Genomic DNA, 12,856 nt, shown 5'->3' on the forward strand with positions numbered 1-12,856 from the left:
CCAGCATCACCGACCCGGAGGAGCTGGCCGGCCAGCTGAAGGAGATTCTCCGTACGGGTTACGCGATCGAGGACCAGGAGTCCGCCATCGGGGACGCGGGCATCGCATCCCCGGTCTTCGACCGCTCCGGCGAGGTGGTGGGAGCCATCGGCATTGTCGGCCCCGTCGAGCGGCTTCTGGCCGAATCGGCACGTCAGGAGCTCGCGGTCGCGGTCCGGGAGACCGCCCGCAACCTCTCCCGCGACCTGGGCGCCCCCCGCGGTGCCGCCCGCATCGCCAGCACCTGATCCGCTCACCCCGCCCCCGCGCGCAGCCCGGCAGCGGCGTCCGCCCTCCCGCACCACTACTCCTTCACCCAGGCCCGTCGGCACCCGCCGTGGGACCTTCCCCGTGTCCGCAGCGCCCGATCGTCGCCGCGCCTCTTGACAGCCGCACCTCTTGACAGGGGTGAAATACGGGCTTAACTTCCGAAACAACGTTCATCCATAGTGAACACTTGCCGGAAGCTGCGAGCTATCTGGCTCCCCTGAGCCGGCCTCCAGGTGCCCGACCCCTGACCACCTGGCGGCCACCACGATGCCGAGATGCTGTCTTTGTGGGAGGCACCGGTGAAAACCCCCGCCCTGCGCTGGGGCGCCTGAACCGAGCCGGGGGCGGGGCCGCGCGTACGTGAGGGCCGGCCGGGCCCTTCCCGCGCCGCTTTCCCGGCAGGCCCTGCGGATTCGCCCCCGCCCCCGGCTCACCCAACCGTGAACCCGCCACGCCCCGACCATGAACGGAGACACCGTGGACATCGACCTCGCCCGCACGTGGGTGCAGGCCATTGCCGCCGCCGTGGACAAGCACAAAGACCATCTCACCCAGCTCGACTCGGCCATCGGCGACGCCGACCACGGCACCAACATGCACCGCGGCTTCTCCGCCGCCACCACGGCCCTCGCCGACTTCGCACCGGACACCGTCGGGGCGGTGCTGGTCAAGACGGGCACCACTCTCATCTCCAGCGTGGGGGGCGCCTCCGGGCCGCTGTACGGCGGCGCCTTCCGCGCCCTCGGCAAGACCCTGGACGCACCCACCGCCGACACGCAGCAGTTCGCCACCGCACTCGCCGCCGGCCTGGAAAGCATCCAGAAGCTCGGCGCGGCCTCACCCGGCGACAAGACCATGATCGACGCCTACACTCCCGCGCTGGCCGCCTTCCAGCAGCACGCCGGCGCCGGAGCCGACTTGGCCGCCGCGGCTTTGGCCGCCGCCGACGCCGCTGAGGACGGCATGCGCGCGACCACCCCCCTGCAGGCGCGCAAGGGCCGGGCCTCCTACCTCGGTGCCCGCAGCATCGGCCACCAGGACCCAGGCGCCACCTCCACCGGCCTGATCTTCCGTGCCCTCGCCGAGACGGTGGTGGGCCGATGACCTACCGCCGCACCTACGCCGGGCACCCCGCCGCACCCGGCATAGCCCTGGGCTTCATCCATCGCACCGACCGCCCGCCCGTGAGAACAGCGCTCCCCCAGCGCACCAGTGGCGACCCCGCACAGCAGATCACCGACGCCTTCGACGCCGTTGCCGCCCGCCTGCTCGACCTGTCCACCTCGCTGCACGAGCAGGGCAAGGACGAAGAGGCCGACATCATGGAGGTCAACGGCTACATCGCGCAGGACCACGATCTGCGCGACCAGGCCATCAAGCGAGCACACCAAGGGCAGCCGGTGCCTGTCGCCGTCCGGCAGGCCGTCGACACCTATGCCGGAGTCATGGCTGCCCTGGACGACCCGACCCTGGCCGAACGCGCGGCAGACGTACGGCAGGTCGGCCGCCGCGTCCTGGCTCACCTGCATGGCGACACCGGCCCCGCACCCGACCAGCCCCTCATCCTGGTGGCCCACGAGATCGGCGCGGCAGACCTGCTGGAACCCGGCCAGACGGTCACCGCCGCCGTCTCCGTCACCGGCGGCCCGAACTCCCACGCCGCGATCGTCGCCCGCTCACAGGGCATCCCCCTCCTCCTGGCCGTCGACCCCCAGCTGCTCGAGCTGCCGGACGGTCAGGAGATCCTGCTCGACGCCGACCGGGCCACCGCGGTCGCCCACCCCGACGACGACGAACGCGCAACCGCGCTCCACGCCATGGACGCAGCCCGCACCCGCAGGCTCGCGCTCGCCGAAGAGCGCCACCTGCCCGCCCACACCCTCGACCACCACCCCATGGCACTCCGGGCCAACGTGGCCACCCCGGCCGAAGCCCGCGCAGCTCTTGCGGCGAACGCCGAGGGCGTCGGCCTGCTCCGCACCGAACTGCCCTTCCTCAACCACCCCGCCTGGCCCACCCGCAACCAGCACGCCACCGCCCTCGTCCCCCTCCTGCGGGCGCTCGCCGGACAGACCGTCATCGCCCGCACCCTGGACTTCGCCGACGACAAACTCCCGCCCTTCCTCGCCAAGGGCCGCCAAGACGGGCACCTCGGCCGCGGCCTGCCGCTCATGCTGGCCCAACCCGGCGCCTTCGCCGACCAGTTCCGCAGCATGCTCCGCGCCGGCGCCGACACCGACCTGCGCATCATGATCCCCATGGTCGCGAGCGTCGACGAACTCCGCGCCTGTCGACGCCTCCTCCGGGCCGCGGCTGCCGAAGCCGGTGTTCCTCCCCCGCCCCTGGGCATCATGGTCGAACTCCCCGAAGCCGTCGCCGCGGTCGACGACCTCGCCGGCGAAGCGTCCTTCCTCTCCATCGGCAGCAACGACCTGACCTGCCAGATCCTGGGCCTGGACCGGCGCGACCCCACCGCCACCCCCGCCATGGCCGCGCACCCCGCCGTACTCGACGCCATGGCCCGGGTCGTCAACGCTGCACACCGCCACAACCGCCAGGTCTCCGTCTGCGGCGACGCCGCCGCACACCCCCTCGTCACCCCTCTCCTCATCGGCCTCGGCTGCGACAGCCTTTCCGTGGCCCCGGCCGCCCTCGACGAAGTGCGCGCCCGCATCCGCCGACTCCGCCACGACACCTGCGCTTCCACGGCAGCCACCGCCCTCACCCTCGAAACCCCCGAGGACGTATGGCAACTCGTACAACAGCACTGCCAACTGTCGCTGCCATGACGCGCATCGGAGCCCGGAGGACACCTCGCATGCCCCCTGAACGCCCCACCGCCTCGCCGGTCTCACGCCTGGGCCTGGCCCTGGCCGCCGTCGGGCGTCCCGGCTACATCAATCTGGGCCGCGACGCGGACTTGCCCGCCGACCGCTCGGTCGACGCCCTGCGGGCCCATGCCAAAGAGGCCATGGCCAACGGCCGCCTGGCCGATCGCCACGCCACAGGGCCGGATACGACCGCACTGCGCGCGATCGCGCAGGAGGCCGACGTCTCGGTGCGATGCCGTAGCACTGGCGGCCGTCGCCGCGCAGCCCTGGGCGGACATCGTCCTTTCCGGAGCGGCCACCGTCGAGCAACTCGCCAGCAATATCCGGCGGATCTCCACCTCGACCCAGGTCAGCGGGCCGGGGCCTGCTGACCGGTCGGATCCTTCAGGTCTCGCTCGTGCAGCAGTCGTGCGGTCTGCTCGGACACCGGTGCGGCCAGCAGTGCGGTGACCAGATCGACCAGCCGGCTCGTGAACAGCCGGTCGTCCCTGCGAGGGCGGGCGGCGGCACGGGCGGCGAGTTCGGCGTGGCAGAAGCGCAGGGCGGTGAAGCGGGTGTGGAGCACCGTGGTCGACTCGGGAGTCAGCAAGGGCTCCACCAGGCGCCGCCAGGCGTAGATACTCGACCCCTCGTTCGGCACGACGAGCTCAACCCGGGGTTCGGGCCGGTTGAGCAGTTCGGCCACGATCTGCAGGAACGCGCGGCCGCCGTCAGGATCGGAGAGTTTCGCGGCGGCCGGCAGCACCAGGGCGGCGGCGAGGGAGCGAAGATCGACGGTGCCGCTGTCCTCGCACTGCTGCAGCAGCACCTCCCGGCGGGCGTCCACCGCCGGGAGGTGCTTGTCGAGTACGGCCCGCAGCAGACCCGCCCGGTCGCCGAAGTGGTACTGCAGGGCCATCGCGTTGCGCTGGCCGGCGGCCCGTTTGATCTCGCTGAGCGAGACGCCGTCGACGCCCTTCACCGCGAACAGCTGCTCGGCGGCGCGGATGAGTGTGCCACGGGTGTCACGGGTCCGGCTCCCGGGCGGCGTGGCCGGTTCGGGCGTCTCATGTGCTGTCACGGATGCCCATCGTAGCGTCGTCATGCGCGAGTGATACGGTCGCATTAAATGTTAATTCAAGAACCTTGATGCGCGTGGGAGCCCATCCATGTCCTTGGACTTCGAGACCGACCCCGACTTCCAGCGGCGACTCGACCGGATCGATGCCACCGGCGCCACCCTGCGTATGGATGGAGGAGTCCAGTGAAGGCACTGACTTTCCACGGCCGCCACGACATTCGCTACGGGGACATTCCCGACCCGGCCGTCACCAGCCCCACCGACGCCGTCGTCCAGGTCACCACGGCCGGTATCTGCGGCAGCGACCTGCACATCTACGACGGCAACGGGTTCAGTCCGGAGACCGGCTACACCCCGGGACACGAGTGCGTCGGCGTGGTCGTCGAGACCGGCAACCAGGTCACCAGCTTCAAGCCCGGCGACCGGGTCCTGGTTCCCGCCTCGGCCGGCTGCACCCTGTGCAAAACCTGCGCGACCGGGCTCACCGCCAGGTGCGAGCGCGCCCAGGCCCCGACGGACCTGTGCTACGGAGTGAGCCCGCAGCTTCCGGGCAGTCAGGCCCAGGCTCTGGCGGTGCCCCATGCCGAGGTCAACCTGGTGCACGTGCCCGAAGGCATCTCCGACGAAGCCGCCGTCGTCCTGACGGACAACGCCCCAACGGCCTGGTACGGCTGCCGCCGCGCCCGCATCCAGCCCGGCGAAACGGTCCTGGTCATCGGCCTGGGGCCGGTCGGCCTCATGGCCGCGCAATCCGCCTTCGCCATGGGCGCCGCCCGTGTGCTGGGCGCGGACCTGGTCGCGGAGCGCCGCGCCTTCGCCGCCACCCTGGGCGTCGAGCCGGTCGAGGGCGAGGACGCACGGACGGCCGTACGGGAGATGACCGCGGGACGCGGACCGGACGCCGTGGTAGAGGCTGTCGGCTCGGACGCCACCATCCAGCTCGCCCTCAAAGCCGCCCGGCAGGCCGGCCGGGTCAGCGTCATCGGGGTCAGCCAGAACAAGGCGTTTCCCTTCCACATGGGACTGGCCCAGATCAAGGAGCTGGAGTTCGCCATCGGACTGTGCTCGATCCACTACGAACTCCCCGCCCTGATCGCCCTCGCCCAGGCCGGACGGATCACGCCGGAGGTCGTGGTCTCCCACCGCTTCGCCCTCTCCGAGGGCCCCGCGGCGTACGAACTCTTCGACAGCCGCTCCGACGGTGTCCGCAAGGTCCTTCTCGACCCCGCCCGCTGATCTACCTCGGTGCTGCCGCCGCGTCACGCACCTCCGTGCCGGCGGCAGGACCACACCCCCGACCGCCAGTCACCCGCCGGGAAGCGCGGGGGTCAAAGGTCCTTTGCCGCCCGCTCCAGGATCACCACGCACTCCACGTGGTGCGTCATCGGGAAGAGGTCGAACGCCCGCAGCCTGCGCGGGACATAGCCCGCGGCGCGGAAGTACGTGAGGTCGCGGGCGAGCGCCGCCGGGTCGCAGGCCACGTACGCGATCCGGCGCGCGCCCAGGCCCGCGAGATGGGTGACGGTCTGCCGGCCCGCGCCCGCCCGCGGCGGGTCCAGGACGATCAGGTCCGCCTCGGTGATGCCCGTGCGCGGCAGGACCTGTTCGACCTTGCCCTGTTCGATGCGGACCCGGTCCAGGTCGGCCAGGTTGTGCCGGGCGTCCTCGACCGCGCGCTTGCCGGACTCGATGCCGAGTACCGCGCCCTTCTCACCGACCCGTTCGGCGAGCGCGCCCGCGAACAGCCCGACGCCGCAGTACAGATCCAGAGCCATGTCGCCCTTGCGCGGCATCAGCCCCTGCATCACGGCCTCGACCAGCAGTCCGGCTGCCATCGGATGGACCTGCCAGAAGCCGCCGGAGCCGACCCGCCAGGTGCGGTCGATGGCGCGTTCCCGTACGAACGGGCGCCCGTGCACGCGGTGCACGCCCCCCGTCTTCTCGTCGACCCGCATCACCGAGACCGGCCTGTCCAGCTCGACGATCGGCAGCCGCCCGCCCGGCCTGGGGGTGAGGATGACCTGGCGGTCGTGTGAGCCGGTGGCGGCGATGGCCTCGATCGCCGCGATCTGCGGCCACTCCCGCTTCTCGACGCCCAGTTCGCTGACCCCGGGCGCCGCGATCAGGCAGTGGTCGATCGGCTGCACCTCGTGCGAGCGGTGCTTGCGCAGGCCCGCGCGCCCCTCGTCGTCCACCGCGTACTGCACGCGCGTGCGCCACGCCGGGACTTCGCCCTTGGCGACCTTGTCGCCGGGCGCGGGCTCGACCGTGCTGTCCCAGCCCGCCTCCTCCGGGGTGAGCCCGGCGAGCCGGCTCAGCTGTTCGGTGATGACGGAGACCTTGAGGCGGCGCTGAGCGCCCGGCGCCGCGTGCTGCCAGTCGCAGCCGCCGCACTTGCCGGGTCCGGCGAAGGGGCACGGCGCCTCGACCCGGTCCGGCGACGCCTCCAGCACCTCGACCGCGTCCGCGCGCAGGAAGCGGGAGTCCTCCCGGCCCTCGGTGACGCGCGCGACGACCCGCTCGCCGGGCAGCGTGTGCCGGACGAAGAGCACCCGGCCCCCGGGCGTACGGGCGATGCAGTGCCCGCCGTGCGCGACGGGCCCGACCTCGACCTCGTACTCCTCGCCGACCAGCGACGCGGTGGAATCTGTGGACACGGCGGAGGCGCTCCTGAGCTGGTGGGATACGGGGACCGGGGCGCACGGCGGCGGCCCGGACAGCAGCCGTCCAGTCTACGTCCCCGGGCCGCCCCCACGATCCGGGGCAGCCCCGCCCCGCTTCCGGCCGCGCCCGCTACTTCCGGGCGCCCGCCCTGCCCCCGGACCCCGACGTGCCCCCGGACCCCGACGTGCCCCCGGACCCCGTCGTGCCTCCGGACGCACCCTTATCCCGCTGCGCGGGCGGACCCACAGGACCGCGCCGCACCGACCCCGGCGCGTTCCACGCCTCCCGCTTGCGCGCCCGCTGCTTGGCCAGTTCGGAGGACTCCAGCTGGTACGGCACCGAGGTCACCATGACGCCCGGCGTGAACAGCAGCCGCCCCTTGAGGCGCAGGGCGCTCTGGTTGTGCAGCAGGTGCTCGTACCAGTGGCCGACCACGTACTCGGGGATGTAGACGCTGACCACATCCCGCGGGCTCTCCCGCCGCAGCCGCTTCACATAGTCGATCACCGGACGGGTGACCTCGCGGTACGGCGAGTCGAGGACCTTCAGCGGCACGTCGATCGCGCGCCGCTCCCACTCCTCCTGAAGCGCCTTCGTCTCGACCGCATCGACGTTGATGGTGAGCGCCTCCAGCTGGCCCGAGCGCATCAGCTTCGCGTACGCGAGGGCGCGCAGCGTCGGCCGGTGCACCTTGGACACCAGGACGATGGAGTGCACGCGGGACGGGCGCACGGCCTCGTCGCCGGGCTCGTCGGGCGCGGCGATCTCCTCCGAGACCCGGTCGTAGTGGCGCCGGATCGCGGTCATGGTGACGTAGAAGATGACCATGCCGAGCAGAGCGACCCACGCGCCGTGGCTGAACTTGGTGATCAGGACCACGACCAGCACGAGGCCGGTGAAGAAGGCGCCGAAGGCGTTGATCGCGCGAGAGCGGATCATGTGGCGGCGCCTGGCGGGGTCGGTCTCGGTCAGCAGGTGCCGGTTCCAGTGCCGCACCATGCCCGTCTGGCTGAGCGTGAAGGACACGAACACGCCGACGATGTAGAGCTGGATCAGCTTGGTCGAGTCGGCGCCGTAGATCCAGACGAGCAGCACGGCAGCGGCGGCCAGCAGCACGATGCCGTTGGAGAAGGCGAGCCGGTCGCCGCGGGTGTGCAGCTGACGCGGCAGGTAGCGGTCCTGGGCGAGGATCGAGCCGAGCAGCGGGAAGCCGTTGTACGCGGTGTTGGCCGCCAGGAACAGCACCAGCGCGGTGGCCGCGGCGAGCAGGATGAAGAAGAACGTGCCGTCGCCGAAGACCGCGGCCGCGACCTGCGAGATGACCGGGTTCTGGACGTAGCCGGAGCCGACCGGGCTGCCGTCGTTCAGCAGGTCGTGCGCCGGGTTCTCGGCCATCTTGACGTCGGTCGCCATGGCCAGCCCGATGATGCCGCAGAACATGGTGACCGCGAGACCGCCCATGAGCAGCAGCGTCGTGGCCGCGTTCCGGCTCTTGGGCTTGCGGAAGGCGGGCACGCCGTTGCTGATCGCCTCGACGCCGGTGAGCGCGGCACAGCCGGAGGAGAAGGCGCGCAGCAGCAGGAAGACGAGGGCGAAGCCGGCGAGCCCGGTGTGCTCTGCCTTGATCTCGAAGCCCGCGGTGGGGGCGTTCATGTCGTCGCCGAGGACGAGACCGCGGTACACGCCCCAGGCGATCATGATGAAGACGCCCGCGACGAAGACATACGTGGGAATCGCGAAGAGCTTCCCGGACTCCCGGACACCCCGCAGGTTCATCAGCGTCAGCAGCACGATGATGCCGATCGCGCACGGCACCTTGTTCTCGACGACGAACGGGATCGCGGAGCCGAGGTTCTCCACGCCCGAGGCGATCGACACGGCGACGGTGAGGACGTAGTCGACCAGCAGCGCGCTGGCGACGGTCAGCCCGGCCTTGGGGCCGAGGTTGGTGGTGGCGACCTCGTAGTCACCGCCCCCGCTCGGGTACGCCCGCACGTTCTGCCGGTACGAGGCGACGACCGTGAACATCAGGACGACGACGGCGACGGCGATCCACGGGCTGAAGCTGTACGCCGACACACCCGCGATGGAGAGGACGAGCAGCACCTCGCCCGGCGCGTAGGCCACGGACGAGAGTGGGTCGGACGCGAAGACGGGCAGTGCGATCCGCTTGGGGAGAAGGGTCTCCCCCAACTGCGTGCTGCGCAGAGCCCTGCCGATCAGAATCCGTTTGGGCAGGTCGGTCAGTTTGGACACGCTGAGGATCGTAAGCGCTCGGTCCCGCGGTCGCCCACCCGCCCATGGGGCGCAGTTCCGGCGATCGCGGGTAGCGTTACCGGCGACGGTTGGGACGAACAGTTGCCTCCCCCGGGGCGTGGAAGGATGATGGACGGTGTTTGCGCAGGTCACGGCACTAGGGGAAGGTGCAGGGTAGAGACCTCATGCACATCGTGATCATGGGTTGCGGCCGAGTGGGATCTGCCCTGGCGCAGACGCTCGAGCAGCAGGGGCACACGGTCGCGGTCGTCGACCAGGACCCCACGGCCTTCCGCCGCCTCGGCTCGGGATTCGGCGGCCGCCGGGTCACCGGCGTCGGCTTCGACCAGGACACTCTGCGCGAGGCGGGGATCGAGGAGGCCGGTGCGTTCGCCGCGGTCAGCAGCGGCGACAACTCCAACATCATCGCCGCCCGGGTGGCCCGCGAGATGTTCGGGGTCGAGAACGTGGCGGCGCGTATCTACGACCCGCGCCGCGCCGAGGTCTACCAGCGCCTCGGCATCCCCACGGTGGCCACCGTGCGGTGGACCGCCGACCAGATGCTGCGGCGGCTGCTGCCGTCCGGCGCCGAGCCGCTGTGGCGCGACCCGAGCGGTGCCGTACAGCTCGCCGAGGTGCACGCCTCGCCGGCCTGGGTCGGCGAGAAGATCAGCAAGCTGCAGGAGGAGACCGGCGTGCGCGTCGCGTTCCTCACCCGGCTGGGCGAGGCGATGCTGCCGACGTCGCAGACCGTCCTGCAGGAGGGCGACCTCGTGCACGTGATGATGCGCAGCGACGAGGTCGAGAAGGTCGAGGCGGCATTCGCCGAGGGCCCGGAGGAGGCGCAGCAATGAGAGTCGCCATCGCGGGCGCGGGCGCCGTGGGGCGCTCGATCGCCGGGGAGCTGCTGGAGAACGGGCACGAGGTGCTGCTGGTCGACAAGGCGCCGACCGCCATCTCGGTCGAGCGGGTGCCGCAGGCCGAGTGGCTGCTTGCGGACGCCTGCGAGATCACCTCGCTGGACGAGGCGGCGCTGCAGCGCTGCAACGTGGTCATCGCGGCGACGGGTGACGACAAGGTGAACCTGGTCGTCTCGCTGCTGGCGAAGACGGAGTACGGGGTGCCGCGCGTCGTGGCCCGGGTGAACAACCCGAAGAACGAGTGGCTGTTCAACGAGTCCTGGGGCGTGGACGTCGCGGTGTCCACGCCGCGCTTGATGTCGGCGCTGGTGGAGGAGGCGGTGAGCGTCGGCGACCTCGTACGGCTGCTGCGCTTCAGCCATGGCGACGCGAACCTGGTCGAGCTGACCCTGCCGCCGGAGTCGGCACTGGCCGGGACCCGGGTCGGCGATGTGGACTGGCCCGAGGACACCTCGCTGGTCACGATCATCCGCGGCAACCGGGTGCTCACGCCGAACCGCGAGGACTCGCTGGAGGCCGGGGACGAGCTGCTGTTCGTGGCGGCGCAGGCGCGGGAGGAGCAGCTGGAGGACCTGCTCTCGGTGCGGCAGGAAGTCCCGTAATTCACGGTCCATGAACTGGGTAACTCACGGTCCATGAAAGGCGAGGGGCCCGGGAACCAGCTGGTTCCCGGGCCCCTCGCACGACGGCTGCCGGATCAGTCGCTCGCGGCGGCCCGGGCGCGCTCCTGCTCGGCGCGCTCCTGCTCCGCCCGCTCCGCCTTCTCCTCTGCCTCCATCTCGGCGAACACGTCGATCGGCGGCGGCGCCTTGGCCAGGAAGACCCAGGTCAGGTAGAGGGCCAGCAGCATGGGCGGGATCTTGAGCGCGACGATCACCCAGCCGAACTGCGTCGTGTCCGCCCACCAGTAGAGCGGGAAGAGGATCGCGACCTTGGTGAGGAAGATCAGCCCCCAGGCCCAGCTGGCCTTGGCGTACGCCTTCTTCCGCCCCGGGTTGCGGGTGCGCCAGGACAGGTTCTCCTTGAAGACCGGTCCGAGGATCAGCCCCATCAGCGGGACGCCCGCAAGCGTGGTCACGACGAAGGCGAGGCCCATGCCGAGGGCGTAGAGCAGGCCCGGCAGGTAGAAGTCCTTGGCATTGCCGGTCAGCATCGCGAAGGCGACACCGAAGGCGACCCCGAAGACACCGCTGAAGGCGTGCTTGACCGTGTCCCTGCGGACCAGCCGCGCGACACCGAGCACCAGCGACAGGGCGAGGGCGGCGATGGCCGAGAAGTGGATGTCCTTGTTGACGGTGTAGACGGCGATGAACACCAGGCCCGGCACGGTGGTCTCCACCATGCCTCGCACGCCGCCGAACGCCTCGAAGAGGGCCGCCTCCGTGGCGGCCCGCCCGTCGTGGCCGGGGGATGCGGCGTCCTGGTCCTGCGCGGGCTGCTTGTCCGGAGAGGTCACCGGCTACTCCTGTCCGAGCGGTCGGAGTTCGTACTTCGGATTGAACAGCACCCGGCGGCCGTGGCTCATGGAGATCCGGCCCGATGCGATGAGTTTGCGGCCCGGCTCTATGCCGACGATGGACCGGCGCCCGAGCCATACGACGTCGAGCGCGGCCGAGCCGTCGAACAGCTCGGCCTCGAGCGCGGGCACACCGGCCCGCGGCCGCAGCGTGACCGTCCGCAGGGTGCCGGTGACCTTGACGATCTGGCGGTCGCCGCAGTCGCTGATCCGCGTGCACCCCTCGGCCTGGGCGGCCTGCTGCAGCTCGTCTGCGTGCAGCTCCTCCTGGGTGGAGGACAGCCGGTCGAGCATGCGCCGGAACCGGCCGGCCGGCTTCTGAGAACGGGGGACGGCACTCATACCGGAAGCGTACCGGTGCCGGGCCTGCCGGATCACGGCCCGAGGGAGTACGTCTCGCGCCATCACCGCTCGAGCCCGCCGGGCTCGGCGCGCCGCACGGCGGCCCGCAGCCGGGCGAGCAGCTCGTCCAGCCCGAAGGGCTTGGTGACGTAGTCGTCGGCACCGGCGTCGAGCGCCCTCGGTCTTCTCGTCGGAGATCTGGCGACGCGGGCCGATGGATCGGACAAATCGGGCGGGAGGCGCGCTCACGCTGCGTATTGACGCAACTCATACGGGCTTCGCACCGGGCCTCGTGCGGGAGTGCCGAGGCTGCGAGGATGACCCGCATGACAGACGTACGGGCCGCGCACACCGCGGAGTTGGGCGACGGCGAGCTCAAAGCCATCCGGACGCTTCTCGACGCAGCCTTCGACGGCGACTTCTCCGAAACGGACTGGGACCACACCCTCGGCGGCGTCCACGCGACGGTGTGGGACGGCGACGAGCTGATCGGGCACGGCGCCGTGGTGCAGCGGCGCCTGCTGCACGGCGGCAGGGCGCTGCGCACCGGCTACGTGGAGGGCGTCGCGGTGCGCGCCGACCGGCGCGGGCAGGGGCACGGCGCGGCCGTGATGGCGGCGCTGGAGCGGGTCGTGCGCGGGGCGTACGACCTGGGGGCGCTGTCCGCGGCGGAGGGCGCGGCCGGCTTCTACGCGGCCCGGGGCTGGCAGCGCTGGCAGGGCCCGACGTGCGTGCTGGCGCCGTCGGGCATCGAGCGCACCGAGGAGGACGACGGCAGCACGTACGTACTCCCGGTCGGCGTGAGGCTCGACCCGAAGGGGGTCCTGGTGTGCGACTGGCGGGACGGCGACGTCTGGTAGGCCCTGGACAGTCCCGCATACGCGGAACCGGCCCGCTCCCGTCGGAGGGGCGGGCCCGCCGAGCTCGCCGGTACGGGAGCGGGCGAAGCCGCGTACGA

At 71.5% G+C, this 12,856-nt stretch carries 12 protein-coding genes and 2 pseudogenes; 8 read left to right on the plus strand and 6 right to left on the minus strand.

All coding sequences use genetic code 11. The features are described 5' to 3' along the window. From ACTWQC_RS11190 to ACTWQC_RS11205, 4 genes and pseudogenes are all read left to right on the plus strand, one after another. Window positions 1–287, plus strand: a 287-nt coding sequence (locus ACTWQC_RS11190; protein WP_443315461.1) for an IclR family transcriptional regulator domain-containing protein, incomplete at its 5' end; no start/stop codon positions are given. Window positions 288–771: 484 nt separating this feature from the next. Next, a complete protein-coding gene (dhaL, locus tag ACTWQC_RS11195; protein ID WP_443315462.1) occupies window positions 772–1,413 on the plus strand; it encodes a dihydroxyacetone kinase subunit DhaL in 642 nt (213 codons plus the stop codon). Then, complete coding sequence (locus ACTWQC_RS11200) at window positions 1,410–3,098, plus strand: putative PEP-binding protein (protein ID WP_443315463.1); 1,689 nt, start codon at window positions 1,410–1,412, stop codon at window positions 3,096–3,098. Before dhaL ends, ACTWQC_RS11200 begins: the two co-directional genes overlap by 4 nt. A 173-nt stretch (window positions 3,099–3,271) precedes the next feature. Further along, window positions 3,272–3,464 (plus strand): annotated as a pseudogene (locus tag ACTWQC_RS11205) (aldo/keto reductase); the annotation flags it as partial. A 25-nt stretch (window positions 3,465–3,489) separates the two neighbouring features. Here the strand turns inward: ACTWQC_RS11205 and ACTWQC_RS11210 are convergent. Further along, window positions 3,490–4,200, minus strand: coding sequence for a TetR/AcrR family transcriptional regulator (locus ACTWQC_RS11210; protein WP_443315464.1), 711 nt, complete (start codon window positions 4,198–4,200; stop codon window positions 3,490–3,492). A gap of 183 nt (window positions 4,201–4,383) precedes the next feature. Between ACTWQC_RS11210 and ACTWQC_RS11215 the strand changes: the two genes are divergently transcribed. Beyond that, complete coding sequence (locus ACTWQC_RS11215) at window positions 4,384–5,436, plus strand: alcohol dehydrogenase catalytic domain-containing protein (RefSeq protein WP_443315465.1); 1,053 nt, start codon at window positions 4,384–4,386, stop codon at window positions 5,434–5,436. 92 nt (window positions 5,437–5,528) lie between these two features. Here the strand turns inward: ACTWQC_RS11215 and ACTWQC_RS11220 are convergent, their stop codons facing one another. Next, a complete protein-coding gene (locus ACTWQC_RS11220) occupies window positions 5,529–6,857 on the minus strand; it encodes a class I SAM-dependent RNA methyltransferase (protein WP_443315466.1) in 1,329 nt (442 codons plus the stop codon). 136 nt (window positions 6,858–6,993) lie between these two features. Then, window positions 6,994–9,120 (minus strand): APC family permease, encoded by a 2,127-nt coding sequence (locus ACTWQC_RS11225; RefSeq protein WP_443315467.1) that lies wholly within the window; start codon window positions 9,118–9,120, stop codon window positions 6,994–6,996. A 185-nt stretch (window positions 9,121–9,305) separates the two neighbouring features. On the opposite strand from ACTWQC_RS11225, the gene ACTWQC_RS11230 reads away from it, so the two are divergent. Continuing rightward, a complete protein-coding gene (locus ACTWQC_RS11230; RefSeq protein ID WP_443315468.1) occupies window positions 9,306–9,974 on the plus strand; it encodes a potassium channel family protein in 669 nt (222 codons plus the stop codon). After that, window positions 9,971–10,642, plus strand: a complete 672-nt coding sequence (locus tag ACTWQC_RS11235; RefSeq protein ID WP_443315469.1) for a potassium channel family protein — start codon at window positions 9,971–9,973, stop codon at window positions 10,640–10,642. Before ACTWQC_RS11230 ends, ACTWQC_RS11235 begins: the two co-directional genes overlap by 4 nt. A 95-nt stretch (window positions 10,643–10,737) precedes the next feature. Here the strand turns inward: ACTWQC_RS11235 and ACTWQC_RS11240 are convergent, their stop codons facing one another. The 3 genes and pseudogenes from ACTWQC_RS11240 to ACTWQC_RS11250 form a co-directional block, all read right to left on the minus strand. Beyond that, window positions 10,738–11,496, minus strand: coding sequence for a DUF3159 domain-containing protein (locus tag ACTWQC_RS11240; RefSeq protein ID WP_443315470.1), 759 nt, complete (start codon window positions 11,494–11,496; stop codon window positions 10,738–10,740). Between the two features lie 3 nt (window positions 11,497–11,499). After that, window positions 11,500–11,898, minus strand: coding sequence for an OB-fold nucleic acid binding domain-containing protein (locus ACTWQC_RS11245; RefSeq protein ID WP_443315471.1), 399 nt, complete (start codon window positions 11,896–11,898; stop codon window positions 11,500–11,502). An 86-nt stretch (window positions 11,899–11,984) separates the two neighbouring features. Next, window positions 11,985–12,077 (minus strand): annotated as a pseudogene (locus tag ACTWQC_RS11250) (DNA-binding response regulator); the annotation flags it as partial. 138 nt (window positions 12,078–12,215) lie between these two features. Here ACTWQC_RS11250 and ACTWQC_RS11255 point away from each other — a divergent pair. Then, window positions 12,216–12,758 carry a GNAT family N-acetyltransferase gene (locus ACTWQC_RS11255; protein ID WP_443315472.1) on the plus strand — a complete coding sequence of 181 codons (543 nt, stop codon included), beginning with the start codon at window positions 12,216–12,218 and terminating at the stop codon, window positions 12,756–12,758. Window positions 12,759–12,856 lie beyond the last annotated feature (98 nt).

The sequence above is a fragment of the Streptomyces sp. 8N616 genome, assembly GCF_052246385.1.
Taxonomy (GTDB): Bacteria; Actinomycetota; Actinomycetes; order Streptomycetales; family Streptomycetaceae; genus Streptomyces.